Genomic DNA, 14,586 nt, shown 5'->3' with positions numbered 1-14,586 from the left:
CGCACTTGCAACAGGGGGCGCGGCGAAGCGCGATGCCGTAAGGTCAGGACGTGGCTTTAAAGGCCTTCGAGGGCGGAAATCAGGCCGCTCAGCGAATCAATGGATGCGTCCGCGCCAAGTTCCTCCGCCGTGCCGTCGCAGTAGCCGTAGCAGGCCGCGACGACCGGGATTTGCGCCGCGCGGGCCGCCTTCACGTCGTAGCTGCTGTCGCCCACGAACACCGTCCGGCCGCCGCCGCCGAGCTCACGCGCTTTCAGGATCGGGTCGGGGGCGGGCTTGGCGATGTGCTTGCCGTCCGGCGCCTTGCCGAGGCTGTCACCGCCGATCACGAAGGCGAGGCGGTCGATCAGCTCCAGCTCGCCGAGGATGCCGCGCGCAAATTGTTCGAATTTGTTGGTCACCACGCCCACGGTCACGCCGCGCGCGCTGAGCTCGTCCAGCACTTCCACCGCATGGGGGTAGGGGCGTGTGTGGACCGCATAATTTTCGCCGTAATAGGTGAGCATCGCCTTGTAGAGCTTGCGGAATTCCTCGTGCTCCAGCCCTCCTTGTGCGTCGACGGCCTGCTTGAGCATTATCTTCGCTCCGCCGCCGATGAGGTCGGTCGCGCTTTCGATGGGCACGGTGGCAAAGCCGCCCAGCGCCAGCGCGTGGTTGACCGCAGTGCCAAGGTCGCGGTGCGTTTCGAGCAGGGTGCCGTCGAGGTCGAAGGCGACGATATCGAAGGGAAAATCAGCCATCTGCGCCCGAGTGCAGGATGGTTCTTCAAACTGCAAGCGATTGGTGGCATGGCCCCTTGCCATGAACACACGCAGAGATTTCGCCGTTGTCATCCTCGCTGCAGGAAAGGGCTCGCGCCTCAAGAGCGGGGTCCACAAGGTCCTCCACAATATCGCCGGGCGGCCGATCATCGAGCACCTGATGGCCCAGGTCGCCATCATCGAGCCCGCGCGGACCATCGTGATCGTGGGTGACGAGCGCGAGCAGGTCGAAAACCAGGTCTCCGACCGCGCGACCTGCGTGGTGCAGGAACCGCAGTTGGGCACGGGCCACGCGGTCGCGCAGGCGAAGGACGCGCTGGCCGATTTCGACGGCGACGTGATCATGCTGTTGGGCGATGCGCCCTTCATTACCGCCGCGACCATGGTCGAAATGCTCGAACGGCTGCGCGCGGGCGATGAACCCGCCGTCGTGGTTCTTGGCTTCGAGCCCGAGGATGCGCTGCAATACGGCCGGGTCATCACCCATGCCGACATGACCATCGAGAAAATGGTCGAGTTCAAGGATGCGAATGAGGCCGAACGCGCCACCCGCCTGTGCAATTCGGGCCTCATGGCGGCCAAGAGCGGCGACCTGTTCGACCTGCTCGAGCGTGTCGACAACGACAACGCGCAGGGCGAATACTACCTCCCCGACATCGTCAACGTGGCGGTGAAAGAAGGGCGGACCTGCGCCGCCGTGGTCGCCGACAAGCCGGAGGAAGTGCTTGGCATCAACTCGCGCAAGGAACTTGCCGCGGCAGAGCGCCAGTGGCAGGATTTGCGCCGCGAGGAAGCGCTGGAGAACGGGGTGACGTTGAAAGCCCCCGAAACGGTCTTCTTCAGCTACGACACCGAGCTGGAAGCCGACGTGGTGATCGAGCCCAATGTCGTTTTCGGCCCCGGAACCACGGTGAAGCGCGGCACGCGGATCCGCGCCTTCAGCCATCTCGAAGGCGCCCATGTCGGCGAGGATTGCGAAGTCGGCCCCTACGCCCGCCTGCGCCCCGGTGCGGTGATGGAGAAGGGCAGCAAGGTCGGCAATTTCGTCGAGATGAAGAAGGCCACACTCGGTGAGGGCGCCAAGGCCAACCACCTGACCTATCTCGGCGATGCCACCATCGGCGCGGGCGCGAACATCGGCGCCGGCACGATCACCTGCAATTACGATGGCTATTTCAAGCACAAGACCACGATCGGCGAGCGCGCCTTCATCGGCTCGAACTCGGCCCTGATCGCTCCGGTCACCATCGGTGCCGACGCCATTGTCGCTGCGGGTAGCGCCGTAAGCCGCGACGTCGCGGCGGGCGAACTGCGCATGGTCCGCGCCGAACAGATGGTCAAACCCGGCTGGGCCGACCGCTTCCACGACACGATGAAGAAGAAGAAGGCGGCGGAGAAAAAGGGCTGAGCGTAGAGCCGCCCACCTGCTGGTTGTGCGAACGTCCGCTGGGGCGGCGCGTGCAGCAGCATCATCCGGTGCCGAAATCCAAGAAGGGGCGGGAAACCGTCCCCGTCCATCCGATCTGCCACAAGGCAATCCACGCCAACTTCACCAACGCCGAACTTGCGCGGATCGGGGATGATCGGGAAAAAGTGCGGGAGAACGAAGCTATTGCGAAGTTCGTCGCATGGGTCGCATCGAAACCGCCAGACTTTCACGCCCCGACCCGTTGATCCGCGCGGGAACCTTGGCGGCGCTGGGCGGCTCTTACCCTGAACGTCAAGGAGCATTGTCGATGGGTAAGAAGGGTTGGATCGCAGCGGGAATAGCGCTTGCCGGAGTGGCAGCAGGCGCGGCCTATGCGCAGTATCGCGATATCGAGCAGCCTGCCTATCAATCGCTGGCCCAGGAAGGCGCTTTCGAGCTGCGCGAATACGCGCCGATGATCGTTGCCGAGGTCACCCATACCGGTGACCGTCGCCGCGCGCTTACGGCGGGTTTTCGCCGCCTCGCCGCCTATATCTTTGCCGAGGATCGTCCGGGCGACAAGATCGCCATGACCAGCCCGGTGATGCAGGACCCGCCCGAAAAAATCGCCATGACCTCGCCGGTAACCTTGGGCGAGGGGGGCGAAACCGGCAGCTGGCGCACCCGCTTCGTCATGCCTTCCCAATACACGCTCGAAACGCTGCCGGAGGCGCCCGAGGATATCACGCTGACGCAGGTGCCTGCGCGGCGGATGGCTAGCGTGCGCTTCAACGGAAACGGCTCGGGCGAGGACCTTGCCGATATGGAGGGGTTCCTGCGCCGGTGGATGGATGAGAACGATCTGGTCGCCGCGGGCCCGGCGGAGTTTGCCTTCTACGACGCGCCCATGGTGCCCCCGCCACTGCGCCGCAACGAGGTGCTGATCCCGGTCGAATGACCCGGCATACGAAAAGGGCGGCCCTCGCGGACCGCCCTTTCGTGTTTCTGCGAGGTGGCGCTTATTCGCCGCTCTCGTTGTCGTCCATGAGGCGCTGCATCAAATAGACCATCTGCAAGGCCTGCAGCTTGGCGCGCTGTTCGTTGTCGACACCGCCCGAGTGGCCGCCGGTCATGTCCTCGTAATACCAGTAGTCCTGGCCGAGTTCCTTGAGCTTGGCCGCAGCCTTGCGGGCGTGGGCCGGGTGCGTGCGGTCGTCGGCGGTCGAGGCCCAGAGGAAGGGGGCGGGGTAATCCACGCCCGCAACGATCTTCTGGTAGGGCGAATAGCCTTCGATCCATGCACGCTGCTCGGGGATGCGCGGGTCGCCATATTCGCCGATCCACGAAGCACCGCGTCCGATCAGGTGATAGCGCAGCATATCGAACAGCGGGATGGCCACGATGGCTGCGTCGAACGCCTCGGGCGCCTGCGTGAAGGCCGTACCGACGAGAAGCCCGCCTTGCGATCCGCCCTGCACGCCGATCTGGCCCGGATTGGTGATGCCGCGCGCCACCGCGTCCTTCCCCACGGCAATAAAGTCGTCCCAGGTGCGTTGCTTGTTCTCGCGGATGGCCATCTGGTGCCAGCCGGGGCCGAACTCGCCGCCACCGCGCAGGTTGGCGAGGATGAAGGCGCCGCCCTTTTCGAGCCACATCTTGCCGGTCAGCGAGCGATAGCTCGGCAGCTGCGAGATCTGGAAGCCGCCATAGCCATAGAGCAGCGTCGGCGTGGTGCCGTCCATCTCCATGCCCTTGGGCTTGACGAGGAAGTATGGGATTTTCGCTCCGTCGGGGCTGGTTGCCTCCAGCTGTTCGACTTCCATGCCGGTGCTGTCGAAATAGCTCGGCGAGGTCTTGAGAACCTGCGGATCGCCCGTCCCGTCCGAATACCACAGCGTGCTCGGCGTGAGGAAGTCGGTCGAGGTGAACATTATCTCGTCGGTTTGCGACGAGGTGGTCTGCACGCTCAGCGTGGCGTTGTCGGGCAGGGCGACCGCGCGCTGGACCCATTGGCCGTCTTCGAAGTCGATCTTCACGACTTTGCCCACGACATTGTCGAGGATCGACATATAGGCGCTGTTGGCGGTTGCGCCGCCGCCCTGCTTGGTCTGACGTTCGGCAGGCGCCCAGACGAGCGTTTTGGTCGCGCCGTTGGGATCCCGCTTGAACTCTTCAAGGTCGACGGCGATGAGCGAGTCGGCGGGGAAGACCTGCCCCTGCGTTTCCCAATCCACATCGGTGGAGAAGGTCAGGTGGCCATCGACGATGCCGCCGATGCTCGCCTTCTTCGGCATGTCGAGTTCCAGCCACTCGCCATTGTGCCAGACATAATTGATGCTTTCGTGGAAGCTGATGGCGCGAAACGCGGTGCGGCCGTGGACCACGCCCTTGTTGTCGCGGATGAGGCCGGCTCCGGCCCAGACATCGCTTTCCTGACCGCGAAACAGCTCGGTCGCGTCGGCCAGCGGCGTGCCGCGCTTCCATACGCGCGTGGTGAAGGGATATTCGCTTTCGGTGATGGTGCCGCCGCCAAAATCGCGGCTGACGAGCAGCGTGTCTTCATCGAGCCACTGCACGCCGCCCTGGCTCTTTTCCTCGATCACGAAGCCGCCGTCGACGAACTGCTTGGTGGTCATGTCGAATTCGCGCAGGATCGTAGCGTCCTCGCCCCCGTCGGACAGCGCGATCATGCACAGGCGCTGGTCGGGCGGCAGGCAGGTGCTGCCCTTGTAGACCCATTCCTTGCCCTCGGCCGCGGCAAGCGCGTCGACGTCGAGGATGGTCTCCCATTCGGGAGTGTCGGTCCTGTAGCTTTCAAGGCTGGTACGGCGCAGGACACCCTTGGGGTTTTCCTTGTCCTGCCAGAAATTATAGAGGCCATCCTTGCGGATCGACACGTAAGGCACGCGGTCTTCCGCATCGAGGATCGCCAGCGCTTCGGCGGTCAGCTCGTCGAAACGGGGATCCTGCGCCATATGCGCCATGGTGCGGTTGTTTTCCGCCCGCACCCAATCGAGCGCCTCTTCGCTGCGCGCCTCTTCCAGCCAGATATACGGATCTTCGTCCGGGCCGGGAACGCCGTCCTGTGCCGTTGCCATAGTCGTCATGCCCAATGCCAGAGCAGCGCCGAGCGCCGCGGTCGATACGAGTTTCATGAAATTGCAGTCCCTCTATCCCAACTTTCCGAAAGTGTTGCGGGAGAGGGGAGGGGATTACAAGGCCCTTCGCCTAGCAGGCCGTGCAGTTGGTAGAACGAAAAAGGGCGACCCCACGGGGCCGCCCTCGTTCAATCGGTTGGTGTCGGGCGATCAGCCTTCGACGTGTTCCGCCAGGACCGTCAGCCCCTTCTCGCCGACCTCGGCAAAGCCGCCGCGGACCTCGATGGTTTCCGGCGCAGCGCCTTCGGTCTTGTAGACCTGGACTTCGCCGTCGCGGATGGTCGACATGAAGGGCGCGTGGCCCTCGAGCACGCCGAATTCGCCTTCCGCACCGGGCACGACGACCATGTGGACGTCTTCGGAGCGGACCAGCTTGGCCGGCGTGACGAGTTCGAAGTGGAGGGCCATGTCCTTACGCGTCCTCGGCCAGCTTCTTGGCCTTTTCGACGACCTGGTCGATGCCGCCAACCATGTAGAAGGCCGCTTCCGGCAGGTGGTCGTACTCGCCGTCGACAACAGCCTTGAACGACTTCACGGTGTCTTCGAGCTGGACGAACTGGCCCGGGATATTGGTGAAGACCTCGGCCACGTGGAACGGCTGGCTGAGGAACTTCTGGATCTTGCGGGCGCGCGCCACGGTGAGCTTATCTTCTTCCGAAAGCTCGTCCATGCCGAGAATGGCGATGATGTCCTGCAGGCTCTTGTACTTCTGCAGGGTTTCCTGGACGCGGCGGGCGGTGTTGTAGTGCTCTTCACCGACAACGCGCGGTTCGAGAACGCGGCTGGTGGAGTCGAGCGGGTCGACGGCCGGGTAGATGCCCAGTTCCGAAATCGCGCGGTTCAGCGTGGTCGTTGCGTCCAGGTGGGCGAACGAGGTTGCCGGAGCCGGGTCGGTAAGGTCGTCGGCGGGAACGTAGATGGCCTGGACCGAGGTAATCGAACCCTTGGTCGTCGAGGTGATGCGTTCCTGCAGGTTACCCATGTCGGTCGACAGGGTCGGCTGGTAGCCCACGGCCGAAGGAATACGGCCGAGCAGTGCCGACACTTCCGAACCCGCCTGGGTGAAGCGGAAAATGTTGTCGACGAAGAACAGCACGTCCTGGCCTTCGACGTCGCGGAAGTATTCCGCCATGGTCAGGCCCGAGAGAGCAACGCGAGCACGCGCACCCGGAGGCTCGTTCATCTGGCCGAAGACGAGGGCAACCTTCGAACCTTCAGAGATGGCTTCGCCGTTCTCGTTCTTGGCGATAACGCCGGCGTCGAGGAATTCGTGGTAAAGGTCGTTACCTTCGCGGGTACGCTCACCCACACCGGCGAAGACGGACACACCACCGTGGCCCTTCGCGATGTTGTTGATGAGTTCCTGGATCAGCACGGTCTTGCCCACGCCGGCGCCGCCGAACAGGCCGATCTTACCGCCCTTTGCGTAGGGAGCGAGAAGGTCGATGACCTTGATGCCGGTGACGAGGATGGCCGCTTCGGTCGACTGGTCGACGAAGAGCGGGGCTTCCGCGTGGATCGGGCTGGTGCTGTCGGCGCCGATGGGGCCGCGCTCGTCGATCGGCGCGCCGACGACGTTCATGATGCGGCCGAGGGTCTTCGGACCGACCGGGACCGAGATCTGCGCGCCGGTGTTGACGACTTCCTGACCACGGGTCAGGCCGTCGGTGCCGTCCATCGCGATGGTGCGGACAGTGCTTTCACCGAGGTGCTGCGCTACTTCGAGGACCAGCGTATTGTCGCCGTTCTTCGTTTCGAGCGCGGTGAGGATCGGGGGCAGTTCGCCTTCAAAGGCGACGTCGACGACGGCGCCGATGACCTGGGCGATGGTGCCGTTGGGGCTCTGGTTAAGCTTGGGTGCGGTGGCCATGATCTGTGTTCCTACTGGCTCAGGAGTCTAAGTGATGGGCGCCATGTTCGGCGCAAAGGGCTTCGGCGTCGGCAAGCATCCAGCCGGTCTTGTCTTCGTTGACCGCCAGCGTTGCCTTGTGACGCAGGTATTCGTCTTCGCCGAGGCCGAATTCGCAGGCGACGGTCTCGGCGCCCATGGCGCGACGGCACACGGCCTGGTTGACCGGTTCGGCGCCTTCGCAGGTTTCGGCGAAGGTGGTCTTGAACAGGTCCTGGTCAGGCGCGGGCAGCGTGCTCACCGGCTCCGGCGTCGCGACTTCGGTCGGGGTCGGCTCGGGCGCGGGTTCTTCGCCGCAGGCTGCGACGAGAGCGAGGGGAAGGAGGAGAGCAATTTTCTTCATGTCTTTAGCGTCCTTCAGAGCGCTTCCGCACCTGCGATGATTTCGATCAGTTCGGTCGTGATCGCGGCTTGGCGACTGCGGTTGTACTGGATCGTCAGCTTGTTGATGAGATCGCCGGCGTTGCGCGTCGCGTTGTCCATCGCGGTCATCGACGCACCCTGTTCGGAAGCCTCGCGTTCGAGCAGCGCGCCGAAGACCTGGGTCTTCACATAGCGCGGCAGCAGGTCTTCGAGGATTTCCTCTTCGCCCGGCTCGTACTCGACGACGGCATCACCGCTATCGCCTTCGCCTTCGGGCGAGGGGACGGGGATCAGCTGGTCGACGGTCGGATCCTGCGCCAGGGCCGACTTGAACACGGGGTAGACGAGGTGGGCGATGTCGAATTCGCCGTTCTCGAACCGCTCGATCAGATCGTCGGCAATCGCTTCGGCTTCGGTGAAGCCCGGATTGCGGACGTCCGAGGTGTCGAAGTGCTTGGCGATGCAATCGGCGTAGTCGCGCTTGATCGGCGCGCGGCCCTTCTTCCCGACGAGGTAGAAGGAAACGTCCTTGCCTTCCGCGGTCAGCGCCTTCGCCTTAGCCTTGGCGGCCTTGACGATGTTGGCGTTGAGACCGCCGCACAGGCCCTTGTCGGTATTGACCACCACCAGCAGGTGGCGCTTGTCGGCGCCCGTGCCGCGCAGCAGCTTGGGCGCGCTGTCGCCGCTCACCTTGCTGGCGAGGCTGGCCATCACGCCCGAAAGCCGTTCGGCATAGGGGCGTGCGGCTTCGGCGGCCGCCTGCGCACGGCGCAGCTTGGCCGCAGCGACCATCTGCTTGGCCTTGGTGATCTTCTGGGTCGACTTGACCGAGTTGATCCGGCCCTTGAGTTCTTTAAGCGAGGCCATGACGGCTCCCTGTTAGGCTCGTGGGACTTAGGCGAACTGCTTGGCGAAGGTCTTCAGCGCGTCGACGACCTTGTTCTTGGTGTCGTCTTCGAACTTGCCGGTGGTGCGGATGGTTTCCAGCACGTCGGCATGCTCCGAGCGCATGTAGCTCAGCATCTGGTCTTCGTAATCGTTCACGCGGTCGACGGCGATATCGTCGAGATAGCCGTTGGTGCCGGCGAAGATCGAAACGGTCTGCTCTTCGAACGGCATCGGCGAGAACTGCGGCTGCTTGAGCAGCTCGGTCAGGCGTGCACCGCGGTTGAGCAGTTTCTGCGTCGCAGCATCGAGGTCCGAGCCGAACTGCGCGAAGGCAGCCATTTCGCGATACTGTGCAAGGTCGAGCTTCATCGAGCCCGAGACCTTCTTCATCGCCTTGGTCTGGGCGGCACCGCCCACACGGCTAACCGAAAGGCCGACGTTAATGGCCGGACGGATGCCCTGGTAGAACAGGTCGGTTTCGAGGAAGATCTGGCCGTCGGTGATCGAGATCACGTTGGTCGGGATGTAGGCCGACACGTCGCCTGCCTGCGTTTCGATGATCGGAAGCGCGGTCAGCGAGCCGCCGCCATTGTCGCCATTCATCTTTGCCGCGCGCTCGAGGAGGCGGCTGTGGAGGTAGAAAACGTCACCCGGATAGGCTTCGCGGCCCGGAGGGCGACGCAGCAGGAGCGACATCTGACGATAGGCAACGGCCTGCTTCGAAAGGTCGTCGTACACGATTACGGCGTGCATGCCGTTGTCGCGGAAGAATTCGCCCATCGCGCAGCCGGTATACGGTGCGAGGTACTGCAGCGGAGCGGGCTCCGAAGCGGTTGCGGCGACGACGATGGAGTATTCCATGGCGCCGTTTTCTTCGAGGCTCTTGACGATCTGCGCGACGGTCGAACGCTTCTGGCCGACGGCGACGTAGATGCAGTAAAGCTTCTTCTTCTCGTCGTCGCCCTGATGCGCTTCCTTCTGGTTGATGAAGGTGTCGATCGCGACGGCCGACTTGCCGGTCTGACGGTCGCCGATGATCAGTTCGCGCTGGCCGCGGCCGACGGGAACGAGGGCGTCGATGGCCTTGAGGCCCGACTGCACCGGCTCGCTGACCGATTCACGCGGGATGATGCCCGGCGCCTTCACTTCGACGCGCTTGCGCTCGGTCGCTTCGATCGGGCCCTTGCCGTCGATCGGGTTGCCCAGAGCGTCGACCACGCGGCCGAGCAGGCCCTTGCCGACGGGAACGTCCACGATGGTGCCGGTACGCTTCACCGTGTCGCCTTCGGCGATGTCGGTGTCGGCGCCGAAGATAACCGCACCCACGTTGTCGGCTTCGAGGTTCAGGGCCATGCCCTGCGTGCCGTTGGCGAATTCGATCATCTCGCCGGCCTGGACCTTGTCGAGGCCGTGGATGCGGGCGATGCCGTCACCCACCGAGAGAACGGAGCCGACTTCGCTGACTTCGGCTTCGCTGCCGAAATTGGCGATCTGGTCCTTGATGACCTTGGAGATTTCTGCGGCGCGGATATCCATGATGTTTGTCCTTTAAGCCTTCATGGCCTGGGAGAGCGAATTGAGACGGGTGCGGATCGAGCCATCAATGCGCTTCGATCCGATGGTGACGACGAGGCCGCCGAGCAAATCGGGGTCGACCTTCGTGGAAAGTTTGACAGTGCGGCCTTCGCGGGCCGTCAGCTTGGTCTTGAGATCGGCCAGCTGCGCGTCGGTCAGCGCGTGGGCGCTGGTGACTTCGGCGGCGACTTCGCCGCGCTGGGCCGCGGCAATCGCGCGGAAGGCGCGGATGATGCCGGGAAGCTGGCCGAGACGGCGGTTCTGCGCCAGCGTTCCGAGGAACTTCTGGGTCAGGTCCGACAGGCCCATGATGGCCGAAACGCCCCACAGCGCCTTTTCGGCCTGCGAACGCGTCACGCGCGGATTGGTGGTGAGCTGCTTCAGCTCAGCTGATTCGGACAGGCCTGCTTCGAGCTTGTCCATGTCCGATTCGACCGCGGTCACGGTCCCGGCCTCACTGGCCAGATCGAACAGGGCCGAAGCATAACGTCCAGCAAGGCTAGCCTTGATACCGGCGGAAATTTCCACGCGTCTCTCGTCCTCTAGGGTCGGAAAATTGGTCTTTGCGGCCACGCCGTTGAGCGAGCGAAAATGAGTCGCTCCGGCAAGGTTGGCGCGCGCCTAGCAAAGGGGGTGCAGCAAGGCAACCCGAGTGTTTTGGTTTTGCCTCAGGCGCCGGCGTTCGCGTCCGCTCACTTGGCTGTCCTCGCTCACGCGGCCTGACGACCGCATCGCTGCGGGCGGGCGGTCGCCCTTGCACTCGCCTCCGGCTCGCGTTTTTGCCATCCTTGAACCTTGGTCACGGCAGTCAAAGCGCGAGTGCGCGTCGCGGCCTATGCCGCGAAGCCAAGGCGGACGGACGTCCGCCGCCCGGCGTTTGAGGGCGCAAACAAAAGACTCCCCGCCGCCTGTCCGATACTTTACCGTTGCGAAAAGCGGGAGAGACGCGATGAAGACACAGCCCCTGGCCCCCAATTGCGGGGTCGACGTGCAAGGCGTGGCACTGGCCACGGCCGAAGGCGAGACGCTCGATGCGATCCGCGACCTTATATATAGGCACGGCGTGGCGGTGTTTCGCGACCAGTCCTTCAGTCCCGAAGAGCACATCGCTTTCGCGCGGCGCTGGGGCGGGATCGACATCAACAACTACTTCCCGCTGACCGACGAACATCCCGAGATCGCCGTGGTCCGCAAGACCAAGGACCAGCAGACCAATATCGGCGGGGGCTGGCACACCGACCACTCCTACGACCAAGTGCCGGCGATGGGCTCCATCCTCGTCGCGCGCACTCTGCCGCCCAAAGGCGGAGACACGCTGTGGGCGCATATGGGCGCGGCCTATGACAGCCTGTCCGAAAAAACGAAGAAGCGGATCGAAGGGCTGGAGGCCTATCACACCGCCGACCACATCTACGCGCCCGACGGTGTCTATGCGAAGACCGATCAGGGCGAGGCTCTGCGGGGGCAGGAGCTGAAAACCGGGGCAACCCATCCGGTCGTGGTGCGCCATCCCAGGACCGGGCAAAAGCTGCTCTACGTCAATCCCGGCTTCACGATCCACTTTGCAGGTATGAGCCGCGAGGAAAGCCTGCCCCTGCTGCAAGAACTCTTCGCCCACGCCATGAAAGCGGAGCACCAGTGCCGCCTCGAATGGGCGCCGGGCACGGTGGCGATCTGGGACAACCGCACGACCTGGCATTATGCGATGAACGATTACCAGGGCTACGCGCGCGAGATGCACCGCATCACCCTAAGCGGAGAAGCGCTGGCGGCCTAGTGCCGCTTGCGACGAACTAGTCGCGCGCCTCGCAGCGGTAGACCAGCCGCTCGTTAGGGCGGCCGGGCAGCTGCGAGAGGACTTCGCCTTGCAGATCGCCGAGCCTGGTGGCCGCGCCGTCCTCGCCGCATTTGGGGGCGGAATACTTGCCGCGTGCCTCGCGCGCATCGTTCATGGCGCTGCGCGAGAGGAGGTAGCGTTCGGAACGGAAGATACGGCGGTCGGGATCGTAGCTGTTGACCGAAACGGCGTCTTCCTGATTGGGCACGAAGACCCGGCTCCAGTCGCCCGAGGCGTAGCCGTATTGGGTGCGCTCGTTGACGCAGCCTTCGGCGGTCCAGTCGAATTCGATGTCGGGCGCTTCGGCGCTGGTGATGCGGCTGCGGTCGGGATCAAGACGGCAGATCAACGCGACATCGCCGCTGCCGCCTGAGACCTCGCCGCCACCCGACGTGCCGGGGACCGCATCCTGCATCTCGGCCGCCACGCGCCGGTCGATCTCGTCGAGGCCGGGGCGGGTGAGGAAGGCGATCAACGCGACCACCACGAAGAAGCCCGCGATCCCGAAGGCGATGTTGATCTTGCGCCGCTTCAGCTCGGCATCCTCGGCGTCCGGGTCGAAACGCTCGTGGCGGCTCCAGGCCCAGAGCGCGATGCCGAAAGCGGCGAGGAGCAGCACGAAGGCGAGCGCCATGCGGTCCTCGCGGTCCTGCGCCACGCTCAGCTGCGCTTTCAACAGCGCCCGCTCGCGCTTCTCGCGCGTTTCCTCGGCACGCTGGGCCAACGCCTGCAGCGCCTCCATCTGCTCGCGCTCGAGCCGTTCCTTTTCCGCATCGTCGAGGTCTTGCAGGCTGCGGCAGGCGGTGTCGTTGATGTTCGGCTGCACATCGTTGCTGCGCAGGAAAGGCACCAGTTCGCGGTTGGAAACGGCGAAGAAGAACTCCGCATCGCCGCCTTCGTTATCCGCGCCGAAGCTGTTCACGCCAACCACGCGACCGCACGGATCGAGCAGCGGACCGCCCGAATTGCCGCGCGCGATGGGGGCGGTGTGGAGGATCGTGTCGAACTGGCGGCTCGGCCGCTCGCCCGAGACATAGCCAAGGCTTTTGACCGGCGACATCGACTGGAAGATATCGGCCAAATCCAGCCCCTGCGCGCGGTCGACATTCATCGGGTAGCCCACGCTGATCACCTGCGCGGCGCTTTCGACAGGCAATCCGGCGAGCGCGAGAGCGGGCAGGCGCAGCGATCCGGTCACGCGCACCAACGCCAGATCGGTGCGCGCGTTGACGGAGACCAGCCGGCCATAGACGGCGTTGCCGCCGCCGCTCGGCACGATACCGATGCGCAAATCCTCGTCGCTCATCGCGTCGCGCACGACATGGGCGTTGGTCACGATGAGGTCGGGCGCGACGGCGAAGCCCGTGCCGTGGCTGACGGGGTAGATCTCGTCGTCGTCAGCCCCGATAATCACGACGCGCACGACGCCGCGAGCCGCCGCGTCGATATCGGCAGGGTCGGCCAGCGCGATGCCGGGGGCCACAAGCGCCATGAGCGCGGCGAAAACTGCGAGAATACGTCCCATCCACCTTGCTCCTTAGCGAAGGCCCGACATTGACCGCAAGCTTCGGGATGCGCGCTCCCGCAGCTTTTGTCATTCCGCCTGTTGCAAGCAGGCCGATGCGCATAAGAAGGAAGGTGCGATGACCGACAAGCAGACCCTGACCGACGAGGATCGCTGGCAGATCGCCCTGACGAAGGACCGGCGGTTCGACGGCGTCTTCGTCACGGGTGTACATTCGACCGGAATCTATTGCCGCCCGTCCTGCCCGGCGCGCGCACCCAAACGCGAGAATGTGCGGTTCTACGCCGACTGCGCCTCGGCCGAGGCTGCAGGTCTGCGCGCCTGCAAGCGCTGCGCGCCCGACCAGCAGAGCCGCGAAGAGGGGGCGGTGATGCTGGCGCTCAGAACGCTGCGCGAGGCGGAAGAAACAGTGTCACTGGAACAGCTTGGCCATTTAACCGATTATTCGCCCACGCACTTCCAGCGCATCTTCACCCGCGCGGTCGGCCTTTCTCCTGCCGCCTACCAGCGTGCTCTCAAACGCGAGCGGGCCGAACAGGCGCTGGGGGAGGGCGGCAGCGTCACTCAGGCGATCTACACGGGAGGGTATGGCGCGCCCTCGCGCTTTTACGAGCACAGGAAGGACAGCGGCATCAGCGCGAGCGACTGGAAGGACGGCGGGAAGGGCCGCACGATCCATTGGGCGGAAATCGATACGACGCTCGGCTCCATGCTGGTCGCCGCGACGGAGACGGGCGTGTGCTGCCTGTCCTTCGGTGAGGGTGAGGAAGATTTGCGCGCTCGTTTTCCGAGGGCCGAACTGGTCGAAGCAGATGAAGATTTCCGCGCCCTGTTCGACCGGGTCGCTGCCGTGGTCGAGCATCCGTCCATGGCGACGACGTCCAATATTCCGCTCGATGTGAAAGGCACCGCCTTCCAGCAACGCTGCTGGGAAGCGCTGCGCCGGATACCCGCAGGAGAGACCCGCAGCTATGGCGAACAGGCCGCCATGCTCGGCAATCCCAAGGCCAGCCGCGCAGTCGGAAGCGCCAACGGGGCCAACAACATCGCCGTCCTCATCCCCTGCCACCGCGTGATCGCGGCTGACGGGGGACTTGGAGGCTACGCCTACGGGACGGACATCAAGGCCGAACTGCTGAGGCGCGAACGGGGCGAATGATCG

General features: G+C 64.4%; 14 protein-coding genes. 5 read left to right on the top strand and 9 right to left on the bottom strand.

The window, feature by feature from the left end; all coding sequences use genetic code 11:
* Positions 1 to 56: 56 nt before the first annotated feature.
* The gene (locus K3148_RS01080; protein WP_221425510.1) at positions 57 to 740 is read right to left on the bottom strand and encodes an HAD-IA family hydrolase; all 684 of its coding nucleotides are present in this window, start codon (positions 738 to 740) and stop codon (positions 57 to 59) included.
* A 61-nt stretch (positions 741 to 801) separates the two neighbouring features.
* Between K3148_RS01080 and glmU the strand changes: the two genes are divergently transcribed.
* The 3 genes from glmU to K3148_RS01065 all read left to right on the top strand — a co-directional run bounded on the left by glmU (position 802) and on the right by K3148_RS01065 (position 3,127).
* Positions 802 to 2,169, top strand: a complete 1,368-nt coding sequence (gene glmU, locus K3148_RS01075; RefSeq protein ID WP_221425509.1) for a bifunctional UDP-N-acetylglucosamine diphosphorylase/glucosamine-1-phosphate N-acetyltransferase GlmU — start codon at positions 802 to 804, stop codon at positions 2,167 to 2,169.
* Complete coding sequence (locus tag K3148_RS01070; protein WP_221426572.1) at positions 2,166 to 2,435, top strand: HNH endonuclease; 270 nt, start codon at positions 2,166 to 2,168, stop codon at positions 2,433 to 2,435. The genes glmU and K3148_RS01070 overlap by 4 nt, the downstream gene beginning before the upstream one ends.
* 62 nt (positions 2,436 to 2,497) lie before the next feature.
* On the top strand, positions 2,498 to 3,127 hold the full coding sequence (locus tag K3148_RS01065) for an SOUL family heme-binding protein (RefSeq protein ID WP_221425508.1): 630 nt from the start codon (positions 2,498 to 2,500) through the stop codon (positions 3,125 to 3,127).
* Positions 3,128 to 3,188: 61 nt separating this feature from the next.
* Here the strand turns inward: K3148_RS01065 and K3148_RS01060 are convergent, their stop codons facing one another.
* From K3148_RS01060 to K3148_RS01030, 7 genes are all read right to left on the bottom strand, one after another.
* Positions 3,189 to 5,324, bottom strand: coding sequence for a prolyl oligopeptidase family serine peptidase (locus K3148_RS01060; RefSeq protein ID WP_221425507.1), 2,136 nt, complete (start codon positions 5,322 to 5,324; stop codon positions 3,189 to 3,191).
* 153 nt (positions 5,325 to 5,477) lie between these two features.
* A complete protein-coding gene (locus tag K3148_RS01055) occupies positions 5,478 to 5,735 on the bottom strand; it encodes an ATP synthase F1 subunit epsilon (protein ID WP_221425506.1) in 258 nt (85 codons plus the stop codon).
* 4 nt (positions 5,736 to 5,739) lie between these two features.
* Positions 5,740 to 7,197 carry a F0F1 ATP synthase subunit beta gene (gene atpD, locus K3148_RS01050; protein WP_221425505.1) on the bottom strand — a complete coding sequence of 486 codons (1,458 nt, stop codon included), beginning with the start codon at positions 7,195 to 7,197 and terminating at the stop codon, positions 5,740 to 5,742.
* Positions 7,198 to 7,216: 19 nt separating this feature from the next.
* Positions 7,217 to 7,579, bottom strand: a complete 363-nt coding sequence (locus tag K3148_RS01045) for a hypothetical protein (protein WP_221425504.1) — start codon at positions 7,577 to 7,579, stop codon at positions 7,217 to 7,219.
* A 14-nt stretch (positions 7,580 to 7,593) separates the two neighbouring features.
* A complete protein-coding gene (locus K3148_RS01040; RefSeq protein WP_221425503.1) occupies positions 7,594 to 8,466 on the bottom strand; it encodes a F0F1 ATP synthase subunit gamma in 873 nt (290 codons plus the stop codon).
* Positions 8,467 to 8,493: 27 nt separating this feature from the next.
* On the bottom strand, positions 8,494 to 10,023 hold the full coding sequence (atpA, locus tag K3148_RS01035) for a F0F1 ATP synthase subunit alpha (RefSeq protein WP_221425502.1): 1,530 nt from the start codon (positions 10,021 to 10,023) through the stop codon (positions 8,494 to 8,496).
* 12 nt (positions 10,024 to 10,035) lie between these two features.
* Complete coding sequence (locus K3148_RS01030; RefSeq protein ID WP_221426571.1) at positions 10,036 to 10,590, bottom strand: F0F1 ATP synthase subunit delta; 555 nt, start codon at positions 10,588 to 10,590, stop codon at positions 10,036 to 10,038.
* A 421-nt stretch (positions 10,591 to 11,011) separates the two neighbouring features.
* Between K3148_RS01030 and K3148_RS01025 the strand changes: the two genes are divergently transcribed.
* On the top strand, positions 11,012 to 11,839 hold the full coding sequence (locus K3148_RS01025) for a TauD/TfdA dioxygenase family protein (RefSeq protein ID WP_221425501.1): 828 nt from the start codon (positions 11,012 to 11,014) through the stop codon (positions 11,837 to 11,839).
* Positions 11,840 to 11,855: 16 nt separating this feature from the next.
* Here K3148_RS01025 and K3148_RS01020 read toward each other — a convergent pair whose 3' ends face one another.
* Positions 11,856 to 13,424, bottom strand: coding sequence for a trypsin-like peptidase domain-containing protein (locus K3148_RS01020; RefSeq protein ID WP_247711604.1), 1,569 nt, complete (start codon positions 13,422 to 13,424; stop codon positions 11,856 to 11,858).
* A 118-nt stretch (positions 13,425 to 13,542) separates the two neighbouring features.
* On the opposite strand from K3148_RS01020, the gene K3148_RS01015 reads away from it, so the two are divergent.
* Positions 13,543 to 14,583, top strand: a complete 1,041-nt coding sequence (locus K3148_RS01015; protein ID WP_221425500.1) for a bifunctional transcriptional activator/DNA repair enzyme AdaA — start codon at positions 13,543 to 13,545, stop codon at positions 14,581 to 14,583.
* The last annotated feature ends 3 nt before the right edge of the window (positions 14,584 to 14,586 follow it).

Source organism: Qipengyuania aurantiaca (genome assembly GCF_019711375.1).
In the GTDB taxonomy this organism is placed as follows: domain Bacteria; phylum Pseudomonadota; class Alphaproteobacteria; order Sphingomonadales; family Sphingomonadaceae; genus Qipengyuania; species Qipengyuania aurantiaca.
This window is presented reverse-complemented; position numbering and strand designations above follow the sequence as displayed.

Excerpts from the sequence above, each read along its gene's own strand:
- K3148_RS01060 (WP_221425507.1), bottom strand. The coding sequence starts at position 5,324 with ATGAAACTCGTATCGACCGCGGCGCTCGGCGCTGCTCTGGCATTGGGC.
- glmU (WP_221425509.1), top strand. The coding sequence starts at position 802 with ATGAACACACGCAGAGATTTCGCCGTTGTCATCCTCGCTGCAGGAAAG.
- K3148_RS01045 (WP_221425504.1), bottom strand. The coding sequence starts at position 7,579 with ATGAAGAAAATTGCTCTCCTCCTTCCCCTCGCTCTCGTCGCAGCCTGC.
- K3148_RS01055 (WP_221425506.1), bottom strand. The coding sequence starts at position 5,735 with ATGGCCCTCCACTTCGAACTCGTCACGCCGGCCAAGCTGGTCCGCTCC.
- K3148_RS01065 (WP_221425508.1), top strand. The coding sequence starts at position 2,498 with ATGGGTAAGAAGGGTTGGATCGCAGCGGGAATAGCGCTTGCCGGAGTG.
- K3148_RS01015 (WP_221425500.1), top strand. The coding sequence starts at position 13,543 with ATGACCGACAAGCAGACCCTGACCGACGAGGATCGCTGGCAGATCGCC.
- K3148_RS01080 (WP_221425510.1), bottom strand. The coding sequence starts at position 740 with ATGGCTGATTTTCCCTTCGATATCGTCGCCTTCGACCTCGACGGCACC.
- atpD (WP_221425505.1), bottom strand. The coding sequence starts at position 7,197 with ATGGCCACCGCACCCAAGCTTAACCAGAGCCCCAACGGCACCATCGCC.
- K3148_RS01025 (WP_221425501.1), top strand. The coding sequence starts at position 11,012 with ATGAAGACACAGCCCCTGGCCCCCAATTGCGGGGTCGACGTGCAAGGC.
- K3148_RS01040 (WP_221425503.1), bottom strand. The coding sequence starts at position 8,466 with ATGGCCTCGCTTAAAGAACTCAAGGGCCGGATCAACTCGGTCAAGTCG.
- K3148_RS01020 (WP_247711604.1), bottom strand. The coding sequence starts at position 13,424 with ATGGGACGTATTCTCGCAGTTTTCGCCGCGCTCATGGCGCTTGTGGCC.
- atpA (WP_221425502.1), bottom strand. The coding sequence starts at position 10,023 with ATGGATATCCGCGCCGCAGAAATCTCCAAGGTCATCAAGGACCAGATC.